Origin of the sequence: Psychromonas arctica DSM 14288 (genome assembly GCF_000482725.1) — a bacterium.
In the GTDB taxonomy this organism is placed as follows: Bacteria; Pseudomonadota; Gammaproteobacteria; order Enterobacterales; family Psychromonadaceae; genus Psychromonas; species Psychromonas arctica.
Genome location: NZ_AXWP01000001.1, coordinates 301,913 through 318,162, shown reverse-complemented (window position 1 = coordinate 318,162; position 16,250 = coordinate 301,913). Strand labels below are relative to the sequence as shown.

General features: G+C 38.2%; 14 protein-coding genes and 1 pseudogene. 11 read left to right on the top strand and 4 right to left on the bottom strand.

Annotated elements, in window-relative coordinates; genetic code table 11:
- Positions 1–261, top strand: a pseudogene (locus tag H592_RS21290) (IS1595 family transposase); the annotation flags it as partial.
- A gap of 36 nt (positions 262–297) precedes the next feature.
- Here H592_RS21290 and H592_RS0101385 read toward each other — a convergent pair.
- Together H592_RS0101385 and H592_RS0101380 are read right to left on the bottom strand one after the other, a co-directional pair.
- Positions 298–1,080 (bottom strand): HAD family hydrolase, encoded by a 783-nt coding sequence (locus H592_RS0101385; RefSeq protein ID WP_028867161.1) that lies wholly within the window; start codon positions 1,078–1,080, stop codon positions 298–300.
- Positions 1,081–1,446: 366 nt separating this feature from the next.
- Positions 1,447–2,328 carry a LysR family transcriptional regulator gene (locus tag H592_RS0101380; RefSeq protein WP_028867160.1) on the bottom strand — a complete coding sequence of 294 codons (882 nt, stop codon included), beginning with the start codon at positions 2,326–2,328 and terminating at the stop codon, positions 1,447–1,449.
- Between the two features lie 210 nt (positions 2,329–2,538).
- Between H592_RS0101380 and H592_RS0101375 the strand changes: the two genes are divergently transcribed.
- From H592_RS0101375 to H592_RS0101335, 9 genes are all read left to right on the top strand, one after another.
- Complete coding sequence (locus tag H592_RS0101375; protein WP_028867159.1) at positions 2,539–2,949, top strand: RidA family protein; 411 nt, start codon at positions 2,539–2,541, stop codon at positions 2,947–2,949.
- A gap of 136 nt (positions 2,950–3,085) precedes the next feature.
- On the top strand, positions 3,086–4,549 hold the full coding sequence (locus H592_RS0101370; protein WP_028867158.1) for an aldehyde dehydrogenase family protein: 1,464 nt from the start codon (positions 3,086–3,088) through the stop codon (positions 4,547–4,549).
- A gap of 74 nt (positions 4,550–4,623) precedes the next feature.
- Positions 4,624–5,664 carry a membrane dipeptidase gene (locus H592_RS21285; protein WP_051368860.1) on the top strand — a complete coding sequence of 347 codons (1,041 nt, stop codon included), beginning with the start codon at positions 4,624–4,626 and terminating at the stop codon, positions 5,662–5,664.
- Positions 5,665–5,985: 321 nt separating this feature from the next.
- Entirely contained in the window at positions 5,986–7,611 is a 1,626-nt protein-coding gene (locus H592_RS0101360; RefSeq protein ID WP_028867157.1) for a BCCT family transporter, read from the top strand.
- An 84-nt stretch (positions 7,612–7,695) separates the two neighbouring features.
- Positions 7,696–9,438 (top strand): hypothetical protein, encoded by a 1,743-nt coding sequence (locus tag H592_RS21280; protein WP_051368858.1) that lies wholly within the window; start codon positions 7,696–7,698, stop codon positions 9,436–9,438.
- A complete protein-coding gene (locus H592_RS0101350; protein ID WP_028867156.1) occupies positions 9,435–10,157 on the top strand; it encodes a DUF3726 domain-containing protein in 723 nt (240 codons plus the stop codon). Before H592_RS21280 ends, H592_RS0101350 begins: the two co-directional genes overlap by 4 nt.
- Before the next feature lie 790 nt (positions 10,158–10,947).
- A complete protein-coding gene (locus H592_RS0101345; protein WP_028867155.1) occupies positions 10,948–11,466 on the top strand; it encodes a TetR/AcrR family transcriptional regulator in 519 nt (172 codons plus the stop codon).
- Entirely contained in the window at positions 11,466–12,521 is a 1,056-nt protein-coding gene (locus H592_RS0101340) for an alcohol dehydrogenase family protein (protein WP_211235605.1), read from the top strand. Before H592_RS0101345 ends, H592_RS0101340 begins: the two co-directional genes overlap by 1 nt.
- Positions 12,522–12,908: 387 nt before the next feature.
- Entirely contained in the window at positions 12,909–13,463 is a 555-nt protein-coding gene (locus H592_RS0101335; protein WP_028867153.1) for a sugar O-acetyltransferase, read from the top strand.
- A gap of 111 nt (positions 13,464–13,574) precedes the next feature.
- Here H592_RS0101335 and H592_RS0101330 read toward each other — a convergent pair whose 3' ends face one another.
- Together H592_RS0101330 and H592_RS0101325 are read right to left on the bottom strand one after the other, a co-directional pair.
- A complete protein-coding gene (locus H592_RS0101330; RefSeq protein WP_028867152.1) occupies positions 13,575–13,781 on the bottom strand; it encodes a hypothetical protein in 207 nt (68 codons plus the stop codon).
- 398 nt (positions 13,782–14,179) lie between these two features.
- Complete coding sequence (locus H592_RS0101325; protein ID WP_028867151.1) at positions 14,180–15,052, bottom strand: carboxylate/amino acid/amine transporter; 873 nt, start codon at positions 15,050–15,052, stop codon at positions 14,180–14,182.
- Positions 15,053–15,162: 110 nt separating this feature from the next.
- On the opposite strand from H592_RS0101325, the gene H592_RS0101320 reads away from it, so the two are divergent.
- Positions 15,163–16,155, top strand: coding sequence for a YheT family hydrolase (locus H592_RS0101320; protein WP_028867150.1), 993 nt, complete (start codon positions 15,163–15,165; stop codon positions 16,153–16,155).
- The last annotated feature ends 95 nt before the right edge of the window (positions 16,156–16,250 follow it).

Sequence of the window (16,250 nt, the reverse complement as noted above, 5' to 3'; positions counted from 1 at the left end):
AGTGATGGTGCATGGCCTTATGTGAATATTGCAGAGCACAAGAATTGTGATCATAAACGATTAATCAATGGAAAAAATAGAGTAATAGACAACATTTACCACATCCAAACCGTTAATGGTGCAATCACTCACTTTAAGAGTTGGGTGGTAGGCAAAATGAAAGGGGTAGCGACTAAGTATTTACCGCATTATCTAACTTGGTTTAGAGAAAGTAGCGCCAAGTATGGTTTTCAACAAATTTTACTCGCCGCTTATAGGTGACAACAGTGTAATGGAACAGAGCCAAAGTTTTATTATTTAATAAACGTCTTCAATTAATTTAGCAACACTGTCATATGATTTTACAGAGGCTGCTTTCACATCATCTCTTGCATTATTTACCGTATAACCCTTGTATCTTTCTATCATCGGGATATCGTTTAAATCATCCCCTATAACAGATACAAACTGTTCATCTATACCAATATGTTCTATGACAATACCAACACCCGTGGCTTTACTGATACCTTTAGGTACTATGTTTATATAATTTAAATTCAGAAAAACTTCTACTTGGTTTTCATATTTGAGTAGGATCTCTTTTTTGAGTTGTTCTGCCTGTTCAAAATTATCATTTAAACAACCAATTAATAACACATCGTCATCTAGCGCGGCTTGCATGGTTTTTGTATATATTGTTGAATTTCTATCGAATATTTCTTTGGATACTGCATTGGTGAGGCTGGCACTTTTATGAGTCATATTGAAACCGTCAAATCCATTGGATATATTAATTTCATCGCCCATTTTTTCTCTTAGCATGGTCACCAAATCTCTGGCTAATTGATTTTCTAAAGGCTGTTTAAACAATACATTGTTATCTATATCAACAACAAATGAGCCATTTAGAGAAACAATGTAGTCATATTCTATATTTCTCATTCTTTTTTCATTTAGCATACTAGCAACATCTCGACCAGTGCTGATGGCAAAGATATTGCCTTTATTTCGCCACTTCGTGACTGCATTCATGTTGGTTTCTAAATCTTGTTGATCGTGTCGATGGAAGGTTTTATCGTAATCTGAAGCCACTAATTTCATGCAATGTATTCCTTTTCTTTCATTTATTAAGGTAATCATGACATATAGCGGTTACCAATCAAAATGCAATGTTGAGTCGCTAGCTCAAACGCTCTGGTAAGCTGCACTATTACCACCTTTCAAATGATTAACTGCCTTGATACTCATTACCTGTAATTGGTAAAACAGCTATAGGCCTTAAATGGGCACCTCAAATTATAAGCAGGGAGCAACCAATGATTTTCATACCTTCAGATTTAGTACATTTAGATAGCCACATATAACAAATAGTTTATTTGGTTATGGCTAGTAGGTTTTGTATTTTGATTGGGAAAGTTAATTGGGAAATTTGATTGCCACTGCAATACCAACTTATTTTAAGCCATTTTACTCGGAGTTATTAAGATATTGAATACACAGATCATGAAAGGCTAGTGCTTGAGGGTACATTATTTTATCAATTAAACGGAAAATACCAATTTGTCGCTCAATGAGTGGGTCTATCAATGGGATCCAAGTTAAGTGTGTGGAGTGTGTTGGAAAAGCTAATTTAGGCAATGTTGTTACGCCTATGCCCAGTTCTAAAACCGAGAATAAAGAGGTGATATTTTCGACTGAACAAATCGCTTTTTCACTGAGTATTCGAGCGGGAGTAGGGTCAAGTAAGACACAGGTCCCATTTCGAATGAAAGGTTGATCTAACAATGCTTGCCATTCTATTCCTTTAGTCTGGGCTGCTAATGGATTATCTTTGAGGCATACCACTCCAATGGGGTCAGAAATTAAAGGCGTAAATGAAATCTTCTGTTCGTCAATATAAGAACAATTACCTAATGCTAAATCAACATCACCAGATAGCAAACGTGCCTCTACTCCTGCCGCATTGTCATCGATTAAACTGACTTCTACGTTAGGGTATTTTTCATAAAACACACCTAGCACACTTGGAATCAATTTAGCGGCCACAGAGGGGACACTGGCAATTCTAACCTTACCTTGTTTTCCTGCTGCTGCCGCTTTTAGATCGTACTCTAAGGTATTGTAAATATTAATAAATTGTTTGATTCTTGGTAAGCATATCTCACCATAGGGAGTTAATGTTGATTTGTTGCCGGCTTCAAAAAGAGACTGCCCTAAGATACGTTCTAGCTCCTTTATTGACGTTGAAAGTGCTGCTTGCGAACGGTTTGCAAGTTCGGCTGCTGCGCGAAATCCTCCTGATTCGACGACCAAAATAAAGTGTTTTAATTGTTGAATTTTAAAGCTCATGGTTTATTCCTGATCGCACATATTCAAGACTTGCTGCTTTCGATTCATCAACAGCAATGTATAGCCGACAACAAGCATTATACGCCGTCTGTTTATATTACATTAACCCTGATAGTGATAAGTTTAATTTATCACTTTGATTAAATTTACCGTTATATTTATCAATAGTCAAAGGTTAGTATATTTTCACTTTATAAGGAGAGCGAAAAAATGAATCAAAGCGTAGCAGTACAGAATAATAAATATGCAGTTAAAACAGCGCTTTTTGCGTCAAAAGCTCCACTTGAATGGGCTGTTGTTAATAATGGCACTTTGTATACCGCACAAATTCCTATTGATCAAAGTGGTGTTGTTGTTCCTGGTGGAATTGAAGCACAAACACGACAAACGCTTGAAAACCTAGCACACACCTTAGAGTCGGCAGGAGAATCTTTAGATTCAGTGGTTCAGGTGTTAATTTACGTCACCGATCGTGCATACCTAAAAACAGTTAATGATATTTATGCCGAGTATTTTAAAGCACCTTATCCAAATCGTGCTGCAGTAGTAGTTGCAGGGCTTGCGAGAGAAGAGATGATGGTGGAATTAGTCGTCTATGCATCGGTTCAGTCTGATCAGTAACTATTTATTAGTAAATGTTTATTAGCAGTTATCTATTAGTAAATGTTTATTAAAAATTATCTATTAAAGAATACAGCGCTAGTTTGTTAATAAATGTAAAAAACATCATCGCTAACGAATACAAAAGGAAATAAACATGACAGCTCAAGCACAAAATATTCAAGCAGAAAAATCTCTTTATATTGCTGGAGAATGGCAAGCAGGTGTTAGCACGATTGCTAATATTAACCCGTCTGACATTAGTCAAACACTAGGCCACTTTGCTCAAGCGAGTTCAGCACAAGTAGCACAAGCGATTTCTGCAGCAAAACATGCGCAACCAGAATGGGAAAAAACTCCTCTTGAGCGTAAACAGTCAGTATTACAAGCGATTGGTGATGAGCTGATTGCACGTTGCGATGAACTAGGGCGTTTATTATCTAGTGAAGAAGGTAAGCCTTTTTTAGAGGGAAGAGGTGAAATTTATCGTGCAGGTCAATTTTTCCAATATTTTGCCGCTGAAGTATTACGTCAAATTGGTGATAACGCAGATTCAGTGAGACCAGGTGTTTCAGTTGATGTCACGCGTGAAGCCGTGGGCGTGATTGCGATTATCTCTCCTTGGAATTTCCCAACAGCTACTGCAGCTTGGAAAATAGCGCCTGCACTTGCATTTGGCAATAGTGTGATTTGGAAGCCTGCGAATTTAACACCTGCTAGTGCAGTTGCATTAACGGAAATTATTTCTCGCCAAGGTTTACCGGCAGGCACTTTTAACCTTGTCTTAGGTAATGGTTCTGAAGTTGGTAATGCCTTGATCCACAGTAAAGAGATTAACGGCGTGAGTTTTACTGGCTCAGTGGAAACTGGTCGTAAAGTAGCGGCGGCAACGGCTCCAAATTTCGTTCGAAGCCAATTAGAAATGGGCAGTAAAAATGCACTATTAATTGCAGATGATGCAGATATACAAATTGCGGTTGAAGCGACTATCGCCGGTTCATTTTCAGGTTCTGGTCAAAAATGTACTGCCTCATCACGTTTAGTGGTAATGGATAAAGTACACGATGTTTACGTGGAAGCATTAATCAAACGTATGAGTGAATTAACCGTCGGCCATGCATTAAAAGAAGGTGTTTTCATGGGGCCAGTAGTTGATTCAAAACAACTCGAGTCAAACTTTGCATGGCTGAATAATGCAACAACTAGCGGTGCTGAAATAGGTTTTGGTGGAGAGCGACTAAATCTTGAACATGAAGGTTATTACATGTCTCCGACATTGTTGTTAGATACAAAAAATAGCTGGGAAGTTAACCAAGAAGAAGTGTTTGCTCCAATGGCGAGTGTGATCCGTGTTGCCGATTTAGAAGAAGGTATTGCGACAGTTAATGACACTCGTTTTGGCCTGACTGGCGGCATCATTACTCAGAGTTTACGTAGTAGTGCGATGTTCAAAGAACAAGCTCAAACAGGCTGTGTAATGGTTAACCTAGCAACGGCAGGAACAGATTATCATGTGCCATTTGGCGGACGTAAAGAGTCTAGTTTTGGTCCAAGAGAACAAGGTCAATATGCGAAAGAGTTCTACACCGTCGTTAAAACAACTTATCAACGTCCTTATTAAAGTCAGTTACATATAGATTAACAACGGATTAGTACTGAGTTCAAATTAACAAAGGGTGAGAGTAAGGAAATATTATGTATCAAAAACAAATTGTGATTGATGGATTGCAGTATTGCAATTGGAGCAGAGAGTTTTTTCAAACGCTTCAAGCAAGTGGTATCACAGCGGTACACGCTACTTTGGTTTATCACGAAAATGCACGCGAAACCTTAAGCCGTTTTGCTGAGTGGAATTTACGGTTTGAGCAAAATGCAGATTTAATTATGCCTATCCATTCTTTGGCAGACATTAAAACTGCCAAAGCACAGGGTAAGGTCGGTATATTTTTTGGCGCGCAAAACTGCTCCTCTATTGATGATGAGATAGGTTTGATTGAAGTGATGCGCCAACAAGGTTTACTGATTATGCAGCTGACTTATAACAACCAAAGCTTATTGGCGACGGGATGTTATGAAAAGAACGATACAGGCATTACTCGCTTTGGGAAGCAGGCGATAGAAGAAATGAATCGCGTTGGAATGATTATTGATATGTCACACAGTGCGGAGCGTTCTACGCTGGAAGCGATTGAGCTGTCTTCTCGTCCAATTTGCATCAGTCATGCAAACCCTAGTTTTGCCTATGATGCTTTACGTAACAAATCAGATACCGTGATTAAAGCATTAGCTGCAAATGGTGGTTTATTAGGTTTTAGCTTATATCCCTTCCATTTACCAAATGGAAGCCAATGTACATTGCAACAATTTTGTCAAATGGTCGCTAAAACAGCGGATATGGTCGGGGTTGAACACTTAGGCATCGGCAGTGATTTATGTCTAAACCAACCACAAAGTGTATTGCAATGGATGCGTAATGGGCGTTGGTCAAAAGACATGGATTATGGTGAAGGTTCTGCGGGTAATGCGGGTTGGCCTGATTCATTACCTTGGTTCTGCGGTAGTGCTGGTATGGAAAATATTTATAACGGATTAATAAGTCATGGGTTCAATGAATCTGAGACTGGGTTAATACTTGGTGGTAATTGGTGCAACTTCTTAGAGCAAGGACTCGCACCAATCTCCAAAAAAAGTACCCCACACATGGAGTCATCTGCTCAATATAAAATTATTGGTTAGGTGGTAAATAAAGTGTGTATCAATAGTGATAAGCAATTGAACAAGGGGGGCACTTTAAAAGTGCCTCTATTGATAGTGACCAATTGCCTTTCTTCTTTGATATATGCAGTGAAAGCGAATTTACTAATTAACAGTCTATTTACGCTTGTAAAAGCTAACTGAGCGACGCTATTCATTATAATTATTTGTATTGTAACTATATGTTTTAATTATCTATTTTGGATTTAGAACAATTAGTTACTTTAATCAATAGCTTTGTTTTGTACTTAAACAGACGCCTTAATTAAAAAATTAGCATGACAAACCTTTTAGGAGTCAGATATGACTGATTTAACTAGTATGAAAGTTTCAGGTGTTGATAATACACTTGTTGCAAGTAATAAATTAACTGATGCGAAGCAGCAATTAGATGCAAGTTCGAACATAGATAAAAGCTCGACGGCTGCCAAGTTAGCTTTAGGTAATCCTACTTTTTGGTACAGCGGCGGTTTTATTTGTTTGTTTGTATTACTGGCTTTGTACGATGGCGAACTGTTGGCCAGTATCGTCAACCAAGGCTTTTCATGGGCAGTTAATGTGTTTGGTCCTTATTGGCAAGTACTGTTATTACTGACTTTTTTAATTGGTCTTGCTTTAGCGGCTGGTCGAACCGGTAAAGTTATTTTGGGCGGAATTGATAAACCTGAAATGGATGGTTTCCGTTGGATGGCAATTATCTTTTGTACTTTATTGGCCGGTGGCGGTGTGTTTTGGGCTGCTGCAGAACCAATTGCTCATTTTGTTAGTCCTCCTCCTTTATATGGTCCTTCAGATGATGTGCAACAAGTTGCTTTTAATGCATTATCACAATCATTTATGCATTGGGGATTCCTTGCTTGGGCTATCGTCGGGAGTTTAACGTCTATTGTTGTGATGCACCTGCATTACAATAAAGGCTTGCCATTAAAACCACGTATTCTGCTTTATCCTTTGCTTGGTGAGCGAGCATTAAAAGGCCATACCGGAGCATTGATTGATGCGTGTTGTATTGTCGCCGTTGCCGCTGGCACCATAGGACCTATTGGGTTCTTAGGCTTACAAGTTAGCTATGCATTAAACGTTTTATTTGAGATCCCTGATGGTTTTACCACACAGCTTGTAATTATCATGTTTGCTATTGTTTTATATACGTTATCTGCATTAAGTGGCCTCAACCGTGGAATGCAAATGTTAAGCCGCTATAACGTGATCCTCGCTTCTGCGTTAATGCTTTATATTTTAATTTTTGGTCCAACCAACTTTATAATCAATGGTTATATTCAAGGGGTTGGTGGTCTAGTTAATAACTTTATTCCGATGGCAACATTCCGAGGTGATGAAGGTTGGTTAAGCTGGTGGACGGTATTCTTTTGGGGATGGTTCCTAGGTTATGGCCCGATGATGGCGATCTTCATTGCGCGTATTTCCCGCGGCAGAAGTATTCGTCAGCTAGTGTGCACGATCAGTATCATAGCACCGTTGGTAACATGTTTTTGGTTCACCGTAGTGGGTGGTTCAGGGTTAGCGTTTGAAATTGCAGAACCTGGTAGTGTTAGTAAAGCCTTTGAAGGTTTTAACTTACCGGGCGCTTTATTGGCTGTAACCTCTCAATTACCGTTTCCGATGCTGATCTCGATTCTATTTTTGATATTAACTACCATTTTTATTGTCACTACCGGGGACTCAATGACCTATACCATCAGTGTGGTGATCAGTGGTGAAACTGAACCAAATGCAATGATTCGTATATTCTGGGGGGCGATGATGGGCTTGACTGCATTGATTTTGATTTCTATAGGATCAGGTGGAATATCTGCACTGCAGTCCTTCATCATTATCACTGCTGTACCAGTGTCAATTATCTTATTACCGTCTTTGTGGAATGCCCCTCAAATTGCGATGAAAATGGCAAAAGAACAGGGTTTATAAAGGTCGTAGTAAAGATTTTAAGCAACAAGGGCGCTAAAATCGCGCCCAAATACAAACCATTTACACTGAAAGGTGGTGAGCAGTATGGAAGCACATCGTTTAACCAATAATGACGTCAATATGCGTCGTCCAGAAGTTGTTATGGCACCACAAAGATTGGGTGCTATGCATTCCAATAGAATAAGCTTTGTTCGTACTTTAATTCGTAAAATGGCACAACAGAAATGGCAAGTCACTAAGGATCTCTGGCAACTATCGGCACAGGGTTTTGGGCACGTTATTTATAAACTTAAGACACCTCATCATATTTATCATCTGGTGGTCTTTTGTAATGAGATAGAAGACGATGAACGTAATGATCGTGTTATTGCTGAAAAATGGGACGTTACCTTTGCGCTTGTTTATGGAGAAGTATCAGAGCAGTTATTAGCTCAGTTACAAGCCAATGTACCCTTACAAGAAGCGGGTAGAAACCCGACCAATGTGCTGGTGTTAGCAAGAGCAAATAAAAGTGTGCGGGTGTTTGAGCATATTGTCTCTCATTTAGCCGAGGGTGTGCAACCTACCTCCGATGAGTTGGTTGATGTGGGGTATATTCTTCGCACTACCGCTGTCTACGGTAATGGTAAATTTGGTATTGCTGACTTTAAAATATTGGAGAACAATCCTGACTTTAAACAATCTTTTAGCGCTCAAATGTGCGCCGTATATTTGTTACGTGAGTTCAGTTTAGATTGGATTGATTACCTAGCAAAGCAGAAGGGGGGGGAAAAAGCATCTCCTTTAAGTAATGATCTAAAACGTTACCTTGGTGTGGGCAATGCGACTGGGTTGGGCATGGCGCCTTATTTAATTAATCATCCGTGTATTGTTGACCAATGGATGTCTAATCGTGAAGCGGCATTAACATTGGTACTAGATTGCCCTGCGGATCTTGAAAAGCATCAAGCATTGCTATTTTTACTTAATAAAGCGGTATGTCATTTACAACAAGTGAATACGCAGAATCAAAATCAAGATCAGTTAAATCATTGTTCAGTAAATGAGTTGCAACATTTTAACGGTCAATTAAAAGATTTAATTTCTGTCAGTAACACTTGGCGTGACTTGCTGATTGCAACTGAACACTTAAGTTTAGAAACTCAAGAAATCTTAATTTCTTGTTTAATGGAAATTTATCCAGAATTAGTTGATAACTTTCAAGATCAAGTTAATACACATGAGAGTTTAAACTTGGCAAAAGGTAAAAAAGTTAATGATTTATTAATGCTCTTAGATGACAAATACCGCTGGGCTATTGAGACTGATTTTAGCAAACCAGAAAACAATTATTGGTTTTGGTATCGCTCACAGGATAAAGAAGAACCACGTTTAGGTATTCGCGGTGAAGAGATAGGTGAGGAGCGAGAATTACCGCTAGACATTGGTCGTCAAGTATATCGTTTATATTACGCTTTATTAGCTTGTCCTGCAGAAATGACCTTGGCTGAATTTCTACTACAAAAGCCACAATATAGAGCCATTGCACGTCGAGTATGGACATTAGGTAATAAAGTAATGGGCGATATTCAGATAAATGTGCTGCATAAACAATCGTTACCGATGCATTTATTACGCTGTAAGTTATCTTTTTTTGGGGCGACTAAATTTGATCCCCGTTCAGATCGTTGGGTAAGGGTTAGCTTCTTTCAAGGTGCACCTTTGTTGAGTGAGATTCATGATGGAGAGTGGTTATTCCCAGTGTTACCTCAGCAAGCAGTCGTTGATAAAAGTACAGATGCGGCAGTAGATAAATCAATAATTGCACTACAGGAGAGCAGTAAATGATTGTTACACACAATGAATTAATTACAGTGACGAATAAAGCTTTCCTGGGTATGCGACGTGTGTGTGGTGAAGCTGATTTGATTGCAAATATGGTCGCTGATCTACAAATGGTGGGTTTGCATGGGGTAAAGCATTTTAATAATGCTACTCAGTTTATTTCTTTAGAGAGAGATGAACCTGTTGCTATTAAGGTTACTGATGGGCACTTGATAGCTGATTTACATGGCAGTAGTGTTGCTTGTCATTTACCAGTGATCATTGATTACGCGCTTGAACAGATGATTGCTAATAAGCATTTAAAACTGTCGTTAAAAAACTGCCACAATCGCTGGTTGGCCTATAGTGAATTATTGATGTTGGCCGGTAAAGGTATTGCTTGTAAAGCGCAATGGGATAATGGAAGTAGTCCTAAACACACGCTATACATTCTGAACAGAGGTTGTGTTTTACCTGAATTATTTTTAGCAGAAACACTGCAACGAGAGGCTAATGGGTTAAATGATATGACCATTGAACTGTCGATTAATGATTTCGATATTGCTAATTTATCGTCGGGTTATAGCAAGCATATTGATGCTAAAAACCTCAGTGGAATTCAGGACACTGCTTGGAATAAAGGGGTTTTTGTTGAAGACCATGAGTGGGATTTATTAAAAAATACCGCCACTGCGATTTTAGTTGAGAACAGTGAGCAATCGATTAGAGGAGCGGGTGAATAATCATTTTCCCGTTTCTTTTTGATTATAAAGGTACGGGAAACAAAGGTTATAACATGTAAAAATATAAAGCTGCATAGGCTCGATGTTTATCAGCTATTCCATTAATGTCACTTCTCAATAAAACCCCAATGCATACTAATAATGCTTATTCTATTAAGTATCTGATCAAATATTGGGCAAGTAAGGTGAATCAATTTATGCTGAAATTGCTTCAAAGGGGTGTTCTTTTTACAAAACTCTAACGCAGCAGTGATATATTTTAACCTACAATAATGGGAGCTATTTAGTGACATTGCTATAATACCTCTTATCATAGTCAGCGTATTTACGACTGATCAGCAAAGTTTAAAAGTGCTTGTATGTTTGACCGTCAGCCTACTGTACCGCTGCATCACCGCCCAGATCATAAGACTGCAGCCATTGATTCATGAAAAATCACGGCAAGGTTATTTCAATTTATACCTTTATATTAAACAACTATATTAATCACCTATATTAATCACTTATATTAAAGACTCATTTTAAATATCTATATCGAACACTCATATTAAACATCTATATTTAGAACCTTCATTTAAAAGTATCACTAAAAACCATCACCAAAAAACTAACACAATGACTTATTTTTTTGAATAAATGCTGATGTTAACTGAATTTTGTTAGTGAAGCTCAGGGCCACTGATTTTTGCATTTTTAATGGAATGTAAGTTAAAAGCTTATAATAGGGTTGACGAAGTAGAATGAACGCTCTACCATTGTGTAGAGCGTTCATTCTACCAATAGGATTTATATGTTAAAAGACGAAATTGCAGTGAGTCTTGAAAGGGCGTTTAGCCTCTATGGTTTTGCAGAGCCGAGTGTAGCTGATTTAAAAAATGCCTGTAACGTAAGTTTACGCACATTATATAAGCACTATCCGTCTAAAGAGGCGATGATAATAGGGGCCCTCGGATACCGCCATCAACGATACCTTGCTTTCCTAGATCAAGAAGAAAGTGCTGGTGGACTTGAGTCTGTCCTTCATATTTTTAATCAACTTGAATTATGGATGAAAGAATATGCTCCCCATGGCTGCATGTCGATGAATGCAATTGCCGCCTTTCCAGATAATTTACAAATCAATAAAGCAGTGAAACAACATAAACAAGATGTTCGTGAATTTTTAGGGCAGAAAAGCCAGAGAGATGACCTTGCAACGGTTATTTTTTTATTGCACGAAGGGGTTTCAAGCGCCTGGCCGGTGTTAGGAGCAAGTGCTGTAATATCAGCGCAGCAAGCGTTACTACAACTTTTAAAAGAGGATAAATGATGACTACAATTCCAAAGACGATGAAAGGCGTGCAGCTTATCGGCCACGGTGGTCCTGAAATGTTGCAATATCGAAATGATATCCCTGTACCTGTACCCACTTCAAATGAGGTATTAATTCGTATTGCCGCGGCAGGAGTCAACAATACTGATATAAATACTCGCATTGCTTGGTATTCGAAGAATGATGGAGGCAGTACTGATGCAAGTTGGTCTGGTCAAGCACTGGAATTTCCGCGCATACAAGGGGCTGATGTGTGCGGCATTATTGTAGCCGTAGGCGAAAATGTAGAGGTCGCGCGCATAGGCCAAAGAGTACTCATTGAACCTTGTATTACTGAAGTTAACGGCAGAACTCTGACAACACCTTGGTATTATGGATCTGAATGTGATGGTGGATTTGCAGAATATACCGTGGTTGCTGCCAAGCATGCCTATGCAGTAAACAGTAACTTTAGTGATACTGAGTTGGCCTCATTTCCGTGCTCTTATTCAACTGCCGAAAATATGTTGACGCGTGCGAAGGTAACTGCAAAAGATAGAGTGCTAATTTCAGGGGCATCTGGTGGAGTCGGTTCTGCTGCTGTTCAGCTTGCCAAAGCACGTGGAGCCTATGTCATTGCGATCACTAGTCCAAGTAAAAATCGACAACTGCTTGAGCTTGGGGTTGATCAGGTTGTTGCAAGAGAAGCTGATTTAATTGATGTACTAGAAGAAAACAGTGTTGATGTTGTCATCGACTTAGTTGCTGGAAAACAATGGCCTCAGTTTTTACAATTATTAAAACCCGGTGGTCGATACGCCGTATCTGGTGCTATCGGTGGCCCTTTAGTTGAATTGGACATTAGAACGCTTTATTTAAAAGATTTAAGTTTCTTTGGTTGTACTGTATTAAATCCAGAAGTGTTTCAAAACCTAGTCAATTACATTGAGCAGGGAAAAATAAAACCGGTTGTTGCTCATGCATTTCCTTTGCAAGAAATTAATGCAGCTCAGCAATTTTTCTTAGATAAAAAACACACTGGGAAAATAGTTTTAAATATCACTAATCCATAAAATAGATTGATTATGCTGATTTTATGTCCTTTGAATTTTATTTATTGCAGGACATTTTGATCGAAATAAAAATATTTTAATTATTATGCAAGGTGTCTTGTTGATATATTGTTAGTAAGACCCCTTACACCTTACACCTTTATCTTTATTTATTAGTATAACTGTACCAATACATCGATCTAGAGCATACCCCTTGCTAGAGCCATTACTCACTCATAACGATTGCTAGACCGATCCTCAATTTGAAATTAAATCACTTATTGAATCGACGGTTAATGTAAGATGAAATAAATTATTTATATTCAATATCCTAGAATCTAACGACGTGAATTTAGTATGTATAAATAAGTTTCCACAATAAGTTTCGAACATAAGTTGGACATTAAAATGAGTGAACTAGATAAAATGCTTGCGGGTGAATTTTATGATCCAAGTGATGAGACCTTGTCACAAATTCGCTCCAATGTGAGGGAGGTTACCGCTAAATATAATACTACTAACGGAGACCAAAAAGCAGAAAGAGAAAAGCTGCTAAAAGGGTTATTTGGACGTACCGGTAAAGACATTACTATAGAGCCACATTTTAATTGTGATTATGGCCAAAATATTAAAGTGGGTGAAAATTTTTATGCTAACTTTGCCTGCGTGATATTGGATTGTGCTGAAGTTACTATTGGTGACAACTGCATGCTTGGCCCACAAGTGGGTATTTATACTGCTTGTCATCCTATTGACCCTATCGAGCGACTAAGTGGAATCGAGTTTGCAAAGCCAATACGTATTGGTAATAACTGCTGGATAGGCGGACACGCGACAATAAATCCTGGTGTAACATTAGGCAATAATATAGTCGTTGCTTCAGGAGCTGTAGTGACAAAGTCTTTTCCTGACAATGTTGTTATTGGTGGTAATCCCGCTAAAGTCATCAAAACAATAAAGTGAGCTGCACCCATTAGCAAAACAAGGTGTCGCTGAGTTGACACCTTGGCCGTTATTTTTAGGTAGCTGTTTTGAGGTGGCTATTTTGATCTGATTATTCTGATCCTGACGTTGTTATTTTGCAGATTTAACGACTCTCGCTTTTTTCTCTACTCGCTTAATATTAAATACGCCGATGATCCCTGTAACAAATAACAGAATTGCAACAGGTAAAAACAGAGAAGGAGATTTATGTTGTAGTGAAGTGAGCGTCTCTACCACGGTACAAAATAATCCTGTGATCACTAAAACCAAATAAAACAACTTCATATTATTATTCATATTAGAACCTTTGTTGTACTTATAAATATCAAATCTAACGCAAAACTCGTCTTTTCAAGCAACTCGTCTTTTAGAACAACTAATATTTTAAAACAGTAAGTTACAATTATTTTTTTGCTAAAGGAGTGTACTAAATGAAGTGGTCATAGATCAATCTATTAACCTAAAAGTAATTGATATATGATTTGTTTTTGATTTATATGGAGGGTGTTGAGCTGTAGCTGGGCGATGCGGTTTATTAGTGCACAAAAGTCGTTTGAATTATAAGCATCTTTTCGCTCTATGTAATAAACACTTTTCAAAGTTGTTTCTATTCACTTTATCAAGTAAGCATTGAAAATGGAGCTCTGGACTATTTTTATAGTAAAATAGCCCGTCAGATGATTAACCCTTTTTAATTATTCTACTTTAGAATGATGAATTTTCTGATTAAATTTATCATTAACCACCAATGCCAATAAGATAATGCCTGCACCTATCGACAGCCTTAAAATATCTGCATCTCGGTTCCAAAATAACACATTTACAATAATGCCTGCTGGAATTAATAAATTATTGGCGACAGCTAATGTGCCTATATTAACCATCGTTGCCCCTTTATTCCAAGCAAAGTAGCCTATACCTGAAGCGACGATACCTAAGTAAAACAAAATTGACCATTGTAGGGTGGTTGTCGGTAATTTATCGGGATCGCCAAGTAGTAAATAACAAGGGATCACGACGGTTAATGCTCCAATAAAAAACCATCCAAAAACAGTACGTTGTGGTAAATCTTCCCGCTCTTTTGCAATAATACGTTTGTAGCCAACTTGTCCCGTTGCAAAACATAAGTTGGCACCTTGCACTATCAATAACCCTTTCAAGAATCCTTCATCAATGCCCTGGTAACGAATTGCAATAGCGCCGATAACCGCTAACAATGCACTAATAATAAATCCGATATTGAGTCTTCGATCTAATAAGTCATTCAGTAGCGTAATATAGATTGGAGTCATTACGGTAAACAGTAAAACTTCCGGGACTGAAAGGTATAAAAAAGATTGATAATAGAAGCCATACATAATACCAAGTTGGAATGCACCACAGACCATCAATTGTAACGCGACTTTTATACTGATCTGTTGTAGTTTTAAAAACGGTAAGAAAACTAATGTCGCTAACGCAACTCGCATTAGCACTGAAAACCATGCATCAACTTGTCCAGCTAGGTAAACGCCAATTAAACTAAAAGAAAAAGCCCATAAAAAGGTGACGGCAATAAGTATTGGCATGAATAACAATTCCATTTGAATATAATGTCGGCTAGTTTACTGATTTCTGTGATCAGGGTAAATCTGTTTTATGTTTATCGTTTTATTATAAAAACATATGGGTAAAAATATTGAGTCAATTTAAACCAGCCAAAGGGCTTAGCAATCAGCATTTGCAATCTATTTTGTCCAGCACAGGGCCGAGAAAACTATTAGAGAACCGACGTGCCTCAGTATTATTAAAAACGGCTGAACGGCAAGTGATCACAACACCTCAAGGTGTAAAACTTTTGGGCTTTCTAACAAAAAGTCATACTAAGGTTGCTAGCAAAGGCCTCGCCATTATTTTACACGGGTGGGAAGGGTGCTCAGAGTCTTTATATGTACTCTCCAATGGTCAAAAATTATTAAATGATGGTTATGATGTTTTTCGTTTAAATTTTCGGGATCACGGTGGCACTCAGTCCCTTAATAAAGATTTGTTTAATTCAACACGTTTGCAAGAAGTAGCGGAAGCGGTTAAATATCTATGCGATAAATTTGGAGGGGAACATAATGTTTTGTGTGGCTATTCGCTTGGCGGTAATTTTTGTTTACGCGTGGCGAATATTGCTAAGGTTGAAAACATTGCGTTGCACCAAGCCATTGCAATTTGTCCTTTGTTACATCCGGCTACGACCATGCATAAGTTGAATACTGGCTTTCCTGTGTATGAACAATATTTTGTAAAAAGGTGGAAGCATTCATTATTCAAAAAGTTACAACATCATGATCATTTTGATTACGGCGAGAAGTTAAAAAAATTAAAAACATTGGATCAAATGAATGAGTTTTTTGTATTAGGTTATACGCCATTTAAAAGCCTTCAAGCCTATTTTGATGCTTATTCAATATTGGGTGATAGTCTTAGCCAATTGGCGATAGCGACAACCATTATTGCTGCGGCGGATGACCCGATGATCCCTGCTGATCAGTTGGATCAATTATTTAGCTCGTCTTGGCTAAGCATAGAGTTGCAAGAGAAAGGCGGGCATTGTGCTTTTATTAAGAATTGGCGACTAGAAAGTTGGGCAAGTGACCGCGTTTCTGAGCTTGTAAAGGAGCAGCAAGCCGCGATTGAGTAATTGGTTAAAAGCTTAGTGAATGCGTAATACATGAGAAAGGCATCAAAAGCTAAATAATCACCACCTTAATGAAGATGATGATTATTTTTATGCTA